13 protein-coding genes and 1 pseudogene are annotated in these 13,223 nt (G+C 72.7%); 7 read left to right on the top strand and 7 right to left on the bottom strand.

Going from position 1 to position 13,223, the window contains the following annotated elements; all coding sequences use genetic code 11:
- Positions 1-54 precede the first annotated feature (54 nt).
- Positions 55-927 (bottom strand): MOSC domain-containing protein, encoded by an 873-nt coding sequence (locus ACI790_RS02685; protein ID WP_456568242.1) that lies wholly within the window; start codon positions 925-927, stop codon positions 55-57.
- Positions 924-2,120, bottom strand: coding sequence for a trans-sulfuration enzyme family protein (locus tag ACI790_RS02680; protein WP_456568241.1), 1,197 nt, complete (start codon positions 2,118-2,120; stop codon positions 924-926). The genes ACI790_RS02685 and ACI790_RS02680 overlap by 4 nt, the downstream gene beginning before the upstream one ends.
- A 91-nt stretch (positions 2,121-2,211) precedes the next feature.
- Between ACI790_RS02680 and ACI790_RS02675 the strand changes: the two genes are divergently transcribed.
- The 3 genes from ACI790_RS02675 (at position 2,212) to ACI790_RS02665 (ending at position 4,563) form a co-directional block, all read left to right on the top strand.
- Positions 2,212-2,805 carry a helix-turn-helix domain-containing protein gene (locus ACI790_RS02675; protein WP_456568240.1) on the top strand — a complete coding sequence of 198 codons (594 nt, stop codon included), beginning with the start codon at positions 2,212-2,214 and terminating at the stop codon, positions 2,803-2,805.
- Positions 2,802-3,533 (top strand): B3/B4 domain-containing protein, encoded by a 732-nt coding sequence (locus tag ACI790_RS02670; protein WP_456568239.1) that lies wholly within the window; start codon positions 2,802-2,804, stop codon positions 3,531-3,533. The genes ACI790_RS02675 and ACI790_RS02670 overlap by 4 nt, the downstream gene beginning before the upstream one ends.
- A gap of 64 nt (positions 3,534-3,597) precedes the next feature.
- Positions 3,598-4,563: a DMT family transporter gene (locus ACI790_RS02665; RefSeq protein ID WP_456568238.1), complete on the top strand. Its 966-nt coding sequence runs from the start codon at positions 3,598-3,600 to the stop codon at positions 4,561-4,563.
- 63 nt (positions 4,564-4,626) lie between these two features.
- Here the strand turns inward: ACI790_RS02665 and ACI790_RS02660 are convergent, their stop codons facing one another.
- The gene (locus tag ACI790_RS02660) at positions 4,627-4,980 is read right to left on the bottom strand and encodes a hypothetical protein (RefSeq protein ID WP_456568557.1); all 354 of its coding nucleotides are present in this window, start codon (positions 4,978-4,980) and stop codon (positions 4,627-4,629) included.
- On the opposite strand from ACI790_RS02660, the gene ACI790_RS02655 reads away from it, so the two are divergent.
- Positions 4,889-5,236 carry a tyrosine-type recombinase/integrase gene (locus ACI790_RS02655; protein ID WP_456568237.1) on the top strand — a complete coding sequence of 116 codons (348 nt, stop codon included), beginning with the start codon at positions 4,889-4,891 and terminating at the stop codon, positions 5,234-5,236. The two genes, ACI790_RS02660 and ACI790_RS02655, sit on opposite strands and share 92 nt — an antisense overlap.
- A gap of 248 nt (positions 5,237-5,484) precedes the next feature.
- On the opposite strand, the gene ychF is transcribed toward ACI790_RS02655, so the two are convergent.
- Entirely contained in the window at positions 5,485-6,558 is a 1,074-nt protein-coding gene (gene ychF / locus ACI790_RS02650; protein ID WP_456568236.1) for a redox-regulated ATPase YchF, read from the bottom strand.
- Positions 6,559-6,593: 35 nt separating this feature from the next.
- Between ychF and ACI790_RS02645 the strand changes: the two are divergent.
- The 3 genes and pseudogenes from ACI790_RS02645 to ACI790_RS02635 form a co-directional block, all read left to right on the top strand.
- Positions 6,594-7,034: pseudogene (locus tag ACI790_RS02645) on the top strand (GDSL-type esterase/lipase family protein); the annotation flags it as partial.
- A gap of 254 nt (positions 7,035-7,288) precedes the next feature.
- The gene (locus tag ACI790_RS02640) at positions 7,289-8,536 is read left to right on the top strand and encodes a sensor domain-containing phosphodiesterase (RefSeq protein ID WP_456568235.1); all 1,248 of its coding nucleotides are present in this window, start codon (positions 7,289-7,291) and stop codon (positions 8,534-8,536) included.
- A 384-nt stretch (positions 8,537-8,920) separates the two neighbouring features.
- Positions 8,921-10,321 carry a recombinase family protein gene (locus ACI790_RS02635; protein ID WP_456568234.1) on the top strand — a complete coding sequence of 467 codons (1,401 nt, stop codon included), beginning with the start codon at positions 8,921-8,923 and terminating at the stop codon, positions 10,319-10,321.
- Between the two features lie 451 nt (positions 10,322-10,772).
- On the opposite strand, the gene ACI790_RS02630 is transcribed toward ACI790_RS02635, so the two are convergent.
- The 3 genes from ACI790_RS02630 to ACI790_RS02620 form a co-directional block, all read right to left on the bottom strand.
- A complete protein-coding gene (locus ACI790_RS02630; protein ID WP_456568233.1) occupies positions 10,773-11,096 on the bottom strand; it encodes a hypothetical protein in 324 nt (107 codons plus the stop codon).
- A gap of 301 nt (positions 11,097-11,397) precedes the next feature.
- The gene (locus ACI790_RS02625; protein WP_456568232.1) at positions 11,398-11,973 is read right to left on the bottom strand and encodes a hypothetical protein; all 576 of its coding nucleotides are present in this window, start codon (positions 11,971-11,973) and stop codon (positions 11,398-11,400) included.
- 12 nt (positions 11,974-11,985) lie between these two features.
- On the bottom strand, positions 11,986-13,074 hold the full coding sequence (locus tag ACI790_RS02620; protein ID WP_456568231.1) for a DUF222 domain-containing protein: 1,089 nt from the start codon (positions 13,072-13,074) through the stop codon (positions 11,986-11,988).
- Positions 13,075-13,223 lie beyond the last annotated feature (149 nt).

Here is a 13,223-nt window from a genome sequence, read left to right as displayed (position 1 = left end):
ACGCGTCGACGATGGCGAACGCGGTCCTGTCGGACACGGGCGGCTCCGGTCGGGTCAGGCGGGCCGGATCGGTGCACCGAGGCGGATCTCGCCGTCGGTGAGGACGTCCACGCGCAGTCCGCCCTTGTGGATGAGTGGCCGGAGCAGGCCGGGCCCGCTGAGCCGGTCCAGATGGACACAGGGCTCGCACAGCCGTCGGCCTGCGCAGAGCACGTCGCCGATGCGGAAGGTGGAGCCGACGAGGGCGTTGACGTCGATGCCGCGGGTGAGCACGTTGCGGCGGGTGGCGGCGAAGTCGACGGCGTACCCGGCGGCGGTGAGCTCGTCCAGGACCTCTGCGGCCATGAGGGTCAGGTCGTAGCCGGGGCGGCGGTCCCCGCGCGAGCTGAAGGTGCCGCCGCCGGCGGCGTAGCGATCACCGTCGAGGCCGCGGCCGGCGCGGGCGGAGGCGACTTCGAGCAGCCGCATCTCGGCCTCGGCCGCGGGAGCGACCGCCAGGCCCTCGACCGTGCCGTGCAGCTCCGGCATCGCCGTCGCTGCAGGCAGCACCGGGTCGAGGGAGGCGACGGCGTAGACGGCGGTGATGGGCAACTCCCCGGTCGCCCGGCCGAGGAGGGCGGGGTCCTGCGGGCTGAGCACGATGCCCGGCGGTGTCCCGAAGGCCACCGTGGCGACCTCCGTGTCGGTGGTCTGCACGACCGCCAGCCACCACCCCGCCCACTGGAAGGCGGTGGGGTCGGCGATGGGCACCAGGCCGAACCCTCGCCCGGCCAGCCAGGACCGCCACGCGCCGAGAGCCTGGGGCAGGTCACCGGCGGGCAGTGGCAGGTCGGTCACCGGCACCTCGGTGACCGAGGCCAGGCAGGCGGCGAACCCGCGGGCCAGCGGAATGGTCGCCGGCGCGGTCGGCAGGTCGGTGTCGATCACGGGTGACTCCCGGCGGGAACGGTCGAACGGACGGTGGACTCGGCGGGGGCTTCCGCGGCGGGGGTCTCAAGGGCGGTGTGCAGGTCGGTCCACAGATCTTCGACGTGCTCGCAGCCCACGCTCAGGCGCAGCAGGCCGGCCGGGACGTGCTCCTGGCCGGGGAGCTTCGCGCGCCGCTCGATGGTCGACTCCACCCCGCCGAGGCTGGTGGCGTGCGAGATGACGCGCAGAGCGGCACAGACGGCATCGGCGGTGCCGGCGTCGGCCAGCTCGAAGCTGAGCACCGTCCCGAAGCCGCGCATCTGCTCGGCGGCGCGGGTGTGGTTCGGGTCGTCGGGCAGGCCCGGGTAGCGCACCCGGCCGACCGCCGGATGTGCCGCCAGCCGGCGGGCGAGTTCGCCGGCGGTCTCCTGCTCCTGTCGCAGCCGGACAGCCAGGGTGCGGGCACCGCGCAGGGCGAGGAAGGCCTCCAGTGCGCCGGGGGTGGCACCGGCGACCTCGCGGCGGCGGCTCAGCCGTGCCCGGTCCTCATCGCGGCGGCACACCACCAGGCCCAGCAGCAGGTCGGAGTGGCCGCCGATGGACTTGGTCGCGCTGTGCACGACGAAGTCGGCGCCCAGGTCGAGTGGGTTCTGTAGCAGCGGGGTGGCGAAAGTGTTGTCCACGGCCACAAGCGCGCCGGCCGCCGCGGCCGCCTGCGTGATCCCGGCGATGTCGACGACGTCGAGCAGCGGGTTGCTGGGGGTCTCCAGCCATACGAGGTCGGCGTCGGCGATCGCCGCCAGCAGGTCATCAGCGTCGGTCATGTCCACGATCCGCGACCGCCAGCGGTCACCGGCCGCCGCGCCGTCCTCCAGGAGTCCGCGCAGGCCGGTGTAGCTGTCCCGGGGCGCTACGACGCGGGCGCCGACCGGCAGCAGCTCCAGGACGGCGGCGATCGCAGCCATGCCCGAGGAGAACGACACCGCCGGGCCGCCCTCCAGGTCACCGATGAGCCCCTCCAGCGCCTCCCAGCCCGGGGTGCCGTCGTCACGCGAGTACTCCCGCCCCACCGCGTCAGGGGACGCGGCGCGGAAGTTCGACGCTGGGATGATCGGGACGTTGAGCGGCTGCCCCGGCCCGGACGGCCGGCCCGCCACCGCCAACCGGGTCTCCATCCGCAGCCCCGCGTCGTTCGAACCCGGAACCTGCACGCCCATCACCTCACATCCCGATGCAGTATGTTGCACTCGCAGAGGCAGCGTAGTCGGGAGCGGCGACGATGACGCAAGGGAGGCGGCCCAGATGACGGCCGAAGTGATCGCGGTCAACGAGCAGATCGGGCAGCGGGTGCGGCAGCACCGGACCGCCCGCGGCTGGACCCTCGACGAGCTGGCCGACCGCTCCGGCGTCAGCCGCCGCATGCTCATCACCATCGAGCATGGCGAAGGCAACCCGAGCATCGCCACGCTGCTGCGGATCAGCGACGCCCTCGGTGTCGGGCTGCCGGTGCTGGTCGACGTCGAACAGCCGCGTGCGCTGACCGTGACCGCGGCCGGGCGGGCGCCGGTGCTGTGGCACGGAGACCACGGCGGGCAGGCGCTGCTGGTCGCCGGAACCGCGCCACCCGACGTCGTCGAGCTGTGGGACTGGACGCTGCAGCCGGGCGATGCGAACACCAGCGAGGCGCACAGCGCCGGCACCCGGGAACTGCTGCTCGTCCTCGACGGCGTTGTTGACCTCCGCGTCGGCGACCGCACCGAGCGGCTGACAGTGGGCGACTCCGCGGCCTTCGCCGGCGACGTCGCCCACGGCTACGCCACCCCCGCCGACGCCGCCGGCCCCGCCCGTTTCGCCCTCACCGTGTTCCAGCCCCACGTCACCGGGAGCCGTTCATGACCGACCCCCAGCAGTGGCTCGCCGCCGCCACCGTCGACGACGCGGTGTTCGCGCTGCGGCCGGACTACCGCGTGGTGCTGCTGACCGCTGACGGCCTGCAGGGCGGCCCCAGCGACGAACTGAGCGAGCAGGTCCTCGCCGTCGCCGAGGCGACCACGCGGGAGCGGCTCGACGGGCGCAAGCCCGAGGAGCTGCCGCACCTCGCCGCGTGGCGGGAGGCCTACCGGGCCTTCGGCGCCAAGCCGCAGCGCACCCGGCCCAGCGTGGAGGCGCTGATGCGTCGGCTCGACCCCGGCGGCCTGCCGCGCATCGACCGGATCACCGACGTCTACAACGCCGTCTCCATCGCCTCCATGCTGCCCTTCGGTGGGGAGGACCGCGCCGCCTACGCCAGCCCGCCCCGACTCGTCCGCGCCGACGGCACCGAGGCCTTCGACACCATCGCCGGCGGCGAGGCGGTCGTCGAGCACCCGGAGGTCGGCGAGGTCGTCTGGCGCGACGACGTCGGCGTCACGTGCCGCCGCTGGAACTGGCGGCAGTGCACCCGTACCGGCATCACCACCGCCACCACCAGTGCCGTGTTCATCCTCGATGTGCTCGACCCGCTGACCGATGACGACGCACACGCCGCGGCCGACGCGCTCACCGAGGGCCTGCTCGCCCTCAGCCCGGACGCCACCTTCCACCGTCGGCTGCTCACCCGCGCCGACGGAGTTGCACCGTGCTGATCCACCCCCGGGATGACGCCCACGATGGTCCGTCGCGCGCCCGGCCGGCCGACGGGTGAGCGCAATGCTGGACACAGGGCGTCGCCCCCGCTGGGGTGTCCGGTTCAGCCGGCAGGAGATGGCGCTGATCGCCGTCACCGCCGTCTGGGGCGCGACGTTCCTCATCGTCCACCTCGCCATGCAGCACGGCGGGCCGCTGCTCTTCGTCGGCCTGCGCTTCCTCGCCGCCGGCGCGATCAGCCTGGTCGTCTTCCGCCGGACGCTGACCGGGCTGACCCGGCGGGAGCTGGGTGCCGGTGCGGCGATCGGAGTGACGATCTTCGGCGGCTACGCGCTGCAGACGATCGGGCTGCAGACGATCCCCAGCAGCACCTCGGCCTTCCTCACCGCGCTCTACGTCCCGCTCGTGCCGCTGCTGCAGTGGGCGGTGTTCCGCCGCGCACCCAAGCCCGCCGCCTGGGCCGGGGTGGCGCTCGCCTTCACCGGGCTGGTCCTGCTGGCCGCCCCCGGTTCGGCGGGGCTGACGCTGAGCGCCGGAGAGATCCTGACGCTGGTCAGCACCGTCGCCATCGCCGCGGAGATCGTCCTCATCGGCCTGTTCGCCGGCACCGTCGACCTCGGTCGGATCACCGTCGTGCAGCTGCTCGTCGGCGGCGCCCTGTCGGTAGCGATGATGCCCGTCGTCGGCGAGGCCGTCCCGTCCTTCTCCTGGCTCTGGCTCTCCGCCGCGGTCGGTCTCGGGGCCGCCAGCTGCCTGATCCAGATCACCATGAACTGGGCTCAGCAGTCGGTGTCCCCGACCCGGGCGACGGTCATCTACGCCGGCGAGCCGGTGTGGGGCGGCATCATCGGGCGCCTCGCCGGCGACCGACTGCCCGGCCTCGCCATCGTCGGCGCCGCCCTCATCGTCGCCGGCGTGCTCGTCAGCGAGCTCAAGCCCCGGGCTCGGCCTCGCCAGGCTCGAGATGACGTCGAACAGGATCCAGCATTGCCGCCGGAACAGCGCCCGCGCGGCGGAGTGCCGGCGTGATTGGCCGCGCGACAGGCTGCTACGCCGGGACAGCCGCAGCGCGCCAGGCCGGCCCAGTGAGGTTCACGGCGATCGGCACGTGCAAGTGGACGCAGCCGACCCGCCTTCCGGCCGTTCATCGCCCTCTGCGCGTTCGCCGGCCTCCGGCTCGGCGAGGCCGCCGGCCTCCGGGTTGAGGACATCGACTTCCTGCGTCGCACCCTTGCCGTCGCCCGCCAGGTGCAGCGGGCCGGCCGCGGCCAGGTCGAGGTCCGGCCGCCCAAGTACGGCAGCGAGCGAGTCGTGTTCTTGGCACCCGGACTGGTCGAGATGCTCGCCGCACGTCTTGCCGCGCAGAGCCGGGACGGCGGCTGGATGTTCACCGGAGAAGGCGATCAGCCCACCGCACCAGAACACCGTCGGCCACCGCTGGCGCACCGCGACGGCAGCCGCCGGGGCCTCCGGGCTACGCCTGCATGACCTCCGGCACTTCTACGCCTCGGGGCTGATCGCCACCGGCTGCGACGTCGTCACCGTCCAACGCGCTCTCGGACACTCATCCGCGACGACCACGCTGTCCACGTACTCGCACCTGTGGCCGAGCGCCGAGGACCGCACGCGCGCCGCCGCGCAGGCGATGCTCGTCGAGTCCTGCGGACCGGAGGTCGACCGGAGCAGTACAGGAGAACGCTGATGGGTCACAGGCGACCTCCAGTACATCTCACCCGCGGCGCTGACCACGGGCACCTGCGACACCGCAGCGGCTTACAGATCCCTCGTCACACATGAGCGATGAACGCTCCGCGTCCTTGAGCCGGGCCGGTCCTCAGGGCTGCCCGAGGAGCGTGATCTGGTCCGCGCGGGCCTGGAACGCAAGATCCCGTTGACTGGGTGTTGACTGGAGGACCGCTGCAGGCCGCTGACCTGGAGTTATAGGCCAGATCACACGTTGAAGCGGAACTCCACGACGTCGCCGTCGGCCATGACGTACTCCTTGCCCTCCATGCGCACCCAGCCCCTGGACTTGGCCTCGGCCATGGAGCCGGCCTCGACCAGCTGGTCGAAGGAGACGATCTCGGCCTTGATGAAGCCGCGCTGGAAGTCGGTGTGGATGACCCCGGCGGCCTGCGGGGCGGTGGCGCCGACCGGGATGGTCCAGGCGCGCGACTCCTTGGGGCCGGCGGTCAGGTAGGTCTGCAGCCCGAGCGTGCGGAAGCCGACCTTCGCCAGCTGGTCCAGGCCCGGCTCGTTCTGACCGATGGACTCGAGCAGCTCGGCGGCCTCGTCGGCGGGGAGCTCGATCAGCTCGGACTCGGTCTGCGCGTCGAGGAAGATCGCCTCCGCCGGGGCGACCAGCGCCCGCAGCTCGTCGAGCACCTCGGTGTTGGCCAGCTCGTCGGCGTCGACGTTGAAGACGTACAGGAACGGCTTGGTCGTCATGAGCCCGAGCTCGCGCAGCGGCGCGGGGTCGATGCCGGCGGCGAAGAGGGTCTTGCCCTCGTTAAGCACCTCCTGCGCCTGGACGGCGGCCGCGTGCAAGGCGGCGCGCTCCTTGTCCTTGCGCATCTCCTTCTCCAGCCGCGGGATCGCCTTCTCCAGCGTCTGCAGGTCGGCCAGGAGGAGCTCGGTGTTGATCGTCTCGATGTCGTCGGCGGGGCTGACCTTCCCGTCGACGTGCACGACGTCGGGGTCGGTGAAGACCCGGATCACCTGGCAGATCGCATCGCTCTCGCGGATGTTGGCCAGGAACTTGTTGCCCAGCCCCTGGCCCTCGCTGGCGCCGCGCACGATGCCGGCGATGTCGACGAAGGACACCGTCGCCGGGATGATCTTCTGGCTGCCGAAGATCTCGGCCAGCTTCGCGAGCCGCTCGTCGGGCACACCCACGACACCGACGTTCGGCTCGATCGTCGCGAACGGGTAGTTCGCCGCCAGCACGTCGTTCTTGGTCAGGGCGTTGAAGAGGGTCGACTTGCCGACGTTGGGCAGGCCGACGATCCCGATGGTGAGGCTCACGGGAGTCCAGCGTAGGCGTCGCTACTTTGCCTCCCATGCCGCCGCCCGATCTCCGCGTGTGCTTCTTCGGCGACTCGCTCACCGCCGGGGTCGGCGACGGCGCCGCACTCGGCTGGGTGGGACGCCTGGTCGCCGCCGCCCGCCGGGACGGCGTGGACCTCACCGGCTACAACGTCGGCGTCCGGCGGGAGACCGCACCTGCGGTCGCCGCCCGCTGGCTGGCCGAGGCCACGCCCCGGTTGCGACACGGTGACGGGCGCGGCGTGGTGCTCGCCGTCGGGGTCAACGACACCACCGTCGACGGCGGGCGGCGCCGGGTGCCCGAGCCCGACACGCTCCGCGCGGTCGGCCTCGTCGCCGACCGGGCCGGCGCCGCTGGGTGGCCCCTCCTGGTCGTCGGCCCGACCCTGGTCGACGACGCGGAGCAGAACCGGCGCATCGTCGACCTCTCCGCCGCCATGGGTCGCAGTGCGACCGGCGGGGGCTGCCGTTCGTCGAGCTCGCCACCGGGCTGGACGACGAGTGGCTCGCCGACGTCGCCGCCGGGGACGGCGCCCATCCGTCGCCCGCGGATACGAGCGGCTGAGCCGGACCGTCTGGCCCGTCTTCACGGCCTGGCTGGGCACGCTCGCGGACGGCGCCTGACCCCGTCCCCCGTCCGGATGAGTCGCCGCTCCAGTTCTCGCCGAACGGGGACGACGACGAGTGCGGACCGTCGAAGGGACGCAGCATGGGCAAGCACCGCACGGACGCCGAGCAGCAGATCGCCGATCTGCTGCAGACGGCGAAGAAGTCGCTACGTCTCTCCGTGGCGTTCCTGTCCCGGCTCGACGGGACCACCCAGCACCTCGAGGTGGTCGAGTCCTCGGTGCCCTTCCTCTTCCAGGAGGGCAGCACCCAGGTCCAGGAGACGACGCTGTGCCAGGCGATCCTGGACCGGAAGCTGCCCGCGGTGATCCCGAACCTCAAGGACTTCGCGCAGGCGAGGAAGCTGCCGGCGGCCCGACTGCCCCGGATCCGCAGTTACGTGTCGGTGCCCGTCACCCTCTCCGACGGCACCCTGTACGGCACCTTCTGCGCCGCCGGCCTCACCTCGGACAAGGAGCTGACCCGGCGGGACCGGACCCTGATGGACGTCCTGGCCTCGGCCGCCTCGGTGATCATCGAGCCGCAGGTCAGGGAGTCCGAGAGGCGCGCCGGCATCGAGGCGCGGCTGCTGCCCCTCGTCGCCGACGGCGGACCCGTGGTGGCTCTCCAGCCGATCGTCGAGCTCGCCACGGGCGCTCAGGTCGGGTCCGAAGCGCTCAGCCGCTTCCCCGCCGAGTGGGAGCAGGCACCGGACGTCGTGTTCGCCGACGCGCACAGCGTGGGCCTGGGCGACCAGCTGGAGCTGCTGGCCCTGCGCCGCGCGGCCGAGCACCTGGCGCACGTGGACGGGTACGTCGCCCTGAACGTCTCCCCCGGCACGCTGCTGACACCGGAGTGCACCGCGTTGCTCGCCGAACTGCCACTCGGCCGGGTGCTGCTCGAGCTCTCCGAGCACGACCCGGTGGACGACTACGACGCGCTGGCCACGGCGCTCGCCCCGTTCCGTGCCGCCGGGCTGCGGCTGGCCATCGACGACGTCGGCGCCGGCTTCTCCTCGCTGCGGCACATCGTCGTCACCTCGCCCGACGTCATCAAGATCGATCGGAGCATCGTGAGCGGCGTGGACGCCGATCCGGTGCGGTCCGTCCTGATCCGCTCGCTGGTCGACTTCGGCCGGGGGCTGCGGGCACGGGTCGTGGCCGAGGGCGTCGAGACCGCGGAGGAGGCGGACGCCCTCCGCGCGCTCGGGATCGACTACGGGCAGGGCTGGTACTTCGGGCGGCCGGCCGTGCCCGCGCCGCGCCCCACCCGGGAGACGGCGCCCGTCGGCGGCATCCCTGCGCCGCGCTCCGCCCCGCTGGACCACGGCAGCGGATCGCGCCGCCGGTAGGCGTGGCCCGTCGGGCGGATGCTCCCCGCTGGGCACCCGCCGTCCCGGCCCGCCGCCTCGTGGGGGCGGCGCCGTGAGGGGGCGGCGCCGTGAGGGGGCAGCATCGTGCGGGGGCAGCATCGTGCGGGGGCGGCGCCGTGCGGGCGCGCCGACGGCCCCTCCCGGATCGCCGGGAGGGGTCTGCGTGCGGAGGGAGCTCAGCCGGTGCGGGAGTGTTCGGCCTCTCCGGTGACGCGGGGGAAGATCAGGATCTCGGTGCCGTCGGGCCGATAGGTGTGCCATCGGCCCCGGGAGTCCCGGACGATGGTGAACCCGTGATGCACCTTGGTGTGGTGCCGTTCGCACAGCAGCCCGGAGTTCTCGGCGCTTCACTAATCTACCCCCATGTCAGCAGAGGTCAGAGCAGCGGCGGTCTACGCGCGGATCAGCAGCGACACCGAGGGCAGGGCCCTGGGCGTCACCCGCCAGTTGGAGGACTGTCGCCGCCTGGCCGAGCAGGTGGGCTGGCCGATCGCGCAGGAGTACGTCGACAACGACCTGTCGGCCTACTCGGGCAAGCGCCGCCCGGCGTATCAGCAGATGCTCAGCGACCTGGCCGACGGGCTGCGGGACGCGGTGATCTGCTACCACGTTGACCGGCTCACCCGCCGTCCGGTGGAGTTGGAGCAGTTCGTCGCCACGGTGGACGCCGCCGGGGTGCGCAAGGTCCGGTTCGTGTCCGGGGACATGGACCTGGGCACCGGGGACGGGCTGCTGATCGGAAGGATCATGGCGGCGGTGGCAGCGAACGAGTCAGCGGCCAAGAGCCGACGGATGCGGCGCAAGTGGGAGCAGAACGCCGCCTCCGGCGTCCCGCACGGCGGCAGCGTCCGCCCGTTCGGCTACGAGGCCGACCGGGTGACCGTCCGCACGGACGAGGCCGAGGTGATCCGGGCGCTGGTCGCCCGCTACCTGGCCGGGGAGAGCCTGCGGTCGCTGTGCACCTGGCTCACCGAGCAGGGCGTGTCCACCGTCACCGGCCGCGAGTGGCGATCCCCGACCCTGCGCGGCCTGCTGCGCTCGGGACGGATCGCCGGGCTGCGCGAGCACCTGGGCGAGGTCGTCGGCCCCGCACAGTGGCCCGCGATCATCGACCCCGCCGACCGGGACCGGATCCTGGCCCGCATGGCCGAGCGAGTGGCCACCGGACGACGCACCCCCCGCCGCTACGTCCTGTCCGGACTGCTGCGCTGCGGCAAGTGCAGCGGCAAGCTCTACGCCTCCCCGCGCGAGAACTCCCGCCGCTACGTCTGCCTCAAGGGCCCCGACCACGGCGGCTGCGGCCGCCTCACCGTCGTCGCCGAGCCGCTCGAGGCGATGCTGGTCGAGGCGGTCCTGCAGCGGCTCGACGGCCCGGAGCTGGGCGAGGTGCTGGCCGGCCGGCGCAGCGACGACGGCGCCGCCGAGCTCTCCGATGGGCTGGCCGGCGACCAGGCCCAGCTCGACGAGCTGGCAGTGATGTTCGGCAAGCAGGAGATCAGCGCCCGCGAGTGGCGCACCGCCCGCGAGCCGATCGAGCGCCGCATGGCCGACCGCCAGCGGCAGCTCGCAACCCTGACCCGCACCGACGCGCTGACCGGCCTGCCCGGCAACGGCGGCCAGCTCCGCGACCAGTGGGACACCCTGAGCCTGTCCCGGCAGGCCGCGATCGTCTCAGCGGTGCTCGACCATGCGGTGATCGAACCCGGCCAGTCCGGCGCCCGCTCGCTGGACCCCTCACGGGTGCGGGCGGTCTGGCGGCTGTGACGCCGCCAGGGCGGCCCCTACCCGCGCTCCGCGCGGGATCGGGGACCGCCACCGGCGGGCGTCAGCAGCGCAGCCACCTTCGCCAGCGTCTGCGGGTCGGTCACCTTGACAGGGACACCTTGCGCTGCGCAGGAGGTCGCCAACCAGGCCGCGACCTGCTCACGGGTCAGCTTCGCCACAGCGGCCCACCAGGCGACAGGGCAGAACAAGAATCCACGACGCACTCCGAGGCATCGATCCAGTAGGGATCGACCCCGGCGCCTACGCCCTCGGCTCGTGTGTGTCCTGCTCCGGCATCAGCAGGGTGCCGCCCACCCGTCTCCGTGGAGAGGCCCAGCACACGGGGATTGGGGTCCTACCCGCCGCCGGACCCGAGTGGGTGGCCCGCCGACTGCTCCGTGCGCCGCCCAGTCTGCCGGATCGGAGCGACAAGCCCAGCCGCCGCCCCCACTCAGGTGCGAAGCAGCCTCTGCCGGACCGCCTGAGCCGACACACCGACCGCGCCGCCGATGCGCGCAAGAGACATCCCGTGCTCACGCGCCTGCTGCATCGCCGCCACCACCTCGCGCTCAGCCGCCGCACGGCCCTCTGCGGCCCGTCGGAGCCGCAACAGCAGATCCAGCTCGCTGATCCTCGGCGGATCGGCAGGCGGCATCGCCTTCGCCGCGACCGGCGGCTGCGCCGCCGCTAGCCGCGGCGACTCCCGGACAGGGGTTGGACGCGGTCTCGCCTTGGTCGCTCGCCGCTCTGCGGCGCGCCTCTGCGCACGGTTCACGACTGTGAACATACATTGCTTCGGGCGTGAACCTAAGTTGTCATACGCCAGGCACTCCACAGGCCTCTGACCTGCGATGGAGTAACTATTCGCAGTAGTACCAAGCGGCGCCTCCGGCGCCGTGTCCGTCCCCGACTCGGGCACGCGGCCGTCAAGGGCGCTTCGCGCCGCTACGCGGTGGCCTGCGGCCCCCCTTGACCGCCTGAGGCTGAGATCAGCGAAGCGGCACGACCGCACCCGGCAGTTGCGGGTCCGGGGGAAGAACGCCCCCGAACCCCCACCGCCAAGCGGTCGCCGGGCGTCACGCGTCAGGCTCGTAGCCGAGGTCCGCACGCATCGCCGCGATAAGCGCCTCGCGCTTCTCGTGCGCCAAGTAGCGCCAGTCTCGGAACTTGCTGAAGTCCGTGCAGATGTCGAGAAGATCCTCGCGGACGGCATCCATGGCCTCGGTTACAGCCTCGCTTCCGGACAACTGCGCGTCGTACGCCGTGCGGTCGAAGCCGTCGACGGCTCGCAGAATGGCCGCGATGCTGCTAGCGACGGACACCGTCTCTTCGGTCGAAGCGGCGGCTTGGATTGCCTCGTCTGAGATGGCGCCGCCTGATTCCGTCAGCCTGCGGATGATCGCGCCTCGGATCTTGAAAAGCACCTTGCCCTGATCGCCAATCTCGCGATTACACTCCGCGAGCGCTACAAGCACCCCCGCGAAGGTTTCACGCCTTTCGAGACGTCGCTCTCTTTCTGTTTCATGCCGTTGCCCGGCCATGAGTAGCGCCTGCTGCGTGCGCGCGTTCGTCTGGCTCGACAGCCAGGTGAACACGACGCCCGCGATCCCGACCGCTGCAGTAGCGGTCGGCGCCACCCACTCGTAGGCCACGGCGACATCTTGTCAGGGGGTGTATCCCGAATGTGACAGGTTCTCCAGCGACGTCTCGCCGCCGTCGATCCAGTGCACGAGATGGTGGACGTCGCACCAGTGGGCGGGGGCGTCGCAGCCGGTGAACACGCAGCCACCGTCGCGGGCCTCGACCGCGCGGCGCAGCTGCGGTGGCACGACGCGGTGGGTGCGGCCGTAGTCCAGCGGTTGCCCCTCGGGGCCGATCACGATGCGGGCGACGCTGCCGTCGCAGGCCGGCCAGCGGGCGCGGGCGGCGGAGATGGTGGCGCCGAACCCGAGCCGGGCGGCGGCCGGTCCGGTCGCCGGGTCGACCAGGTCGTCCAGATCGACGCGGACGACCACGTGCGGCTTGACCGTGCGCAGGATGGGCAGGCCGCCGGCGGCCAGGGCGTTGTCGCACAGCTGGACGAGGGCGTCGGCGGACTGCTGGGCGCGGGTGCGGGTGTCCCCGGCCGGGCGGGAGGCCTGCACGATCGACTCGACCGCGGCCTGCAGCTTCTCCCCGCCCACGGCGTCCAGTTCGCCGCGCAAGGACAGGGATCCGTCGGCATGCCGGACGAAGGTCAGCGACCGGCCCTCGGTGGGATCGGGCTCGGGACCGTCGGGGTCGAGCCGGGCCAGGTAGTGGTGCACCACTTGCCGCAGCTCGGCATACGGCCGGGACGCGGCCACCTGCGCGAGCGCGGCGTCGACCCCCGCGAGGTCGACGCCCTGCTCCGCGGCGGCGGCCAGGTTCGCCGGTGCGGCGACCGGGGCGATGACCACCACGGCCTCGGCGGTCAGCTCGCCCCGGTCGAACGCAGCCGCGACCGCCGGCAGCTCGGCCAGCACCCGGCCCGAACGCACCGCCCGTGAGGCCGCGCCGGCCGAGAAGCGGGCGTGGCCGCGCAGCCAGGCGGCCATCGAGGCCTTCCCGTCGTGCTCGGCGGCCTGGGTCACCTCACACTCCCGAACCGTGCGGGCCACCTGCGCGGCCAACCGGTTCTGCGCGGTCAGCAGACCGGTCAGCCGGTCCAGCAGCTGCGGGCCGATCCGGCCCGACAGGTCCTCGGCCGCGAGGTCGTCCAGCGCGGCCGACAACCGGGCCAGCGCCTCATCCCCGGAGGCCGAACAGATGTACGAAGGCTAGCCGGTCCGATCGACACCGACAACACGAAACCGCAGGTCAAGCACCTGTCCACAGATCCGCGAGAAGGCTTGACGCCGACCTCGCGTCTACGACACGGGCG

It is taken from the genome of Blastococcus sp. SYSU DS0539 (genome assembly GCF_054050855.1).
Note: the sequence above shows the minus strand (reverse complement) of the source record. Positions and strands in the feature narration are given on the sequence as shown.

Coding starts and splice junctions, on each gene's coding strand:
- ACI790_RS02665 (WP_456568238.1), top strand. CDS start 3,598: ATGCTGGACACAGGGCGTCGCCCCCGCTGGGGTGTCCGGTTCAGCCGG.
- ACI790_RS02670 (WP_456568239.1), top strand. CDS start 2,802: ATGACCGACCCCCAGCAGTGGCTCGCCGCCGCCACCGTCGACGACGCG.
- ACI790_RS02635 (WP_456568234.1), top strand. CDS start 8,921: ATGTCAGCAGAGGTCAGAGCAGCGGCGGTCTACGCGCGGATCAGCAGC.
- ACI790_RS02640 (WP_456568235.1), top strand. CDS start 7,289: ATGGGCAAGCACCGCACGGACGCCGAGCAGCAGATCGCCGATCTGCTG.
- ACI790_RS02675 (WP_456568240.1), top strand. CDS start 2,212: ATGACGGCCGAAGTGATCGCGGTCAACGAGCAGATCGGGCAGCGGGTG.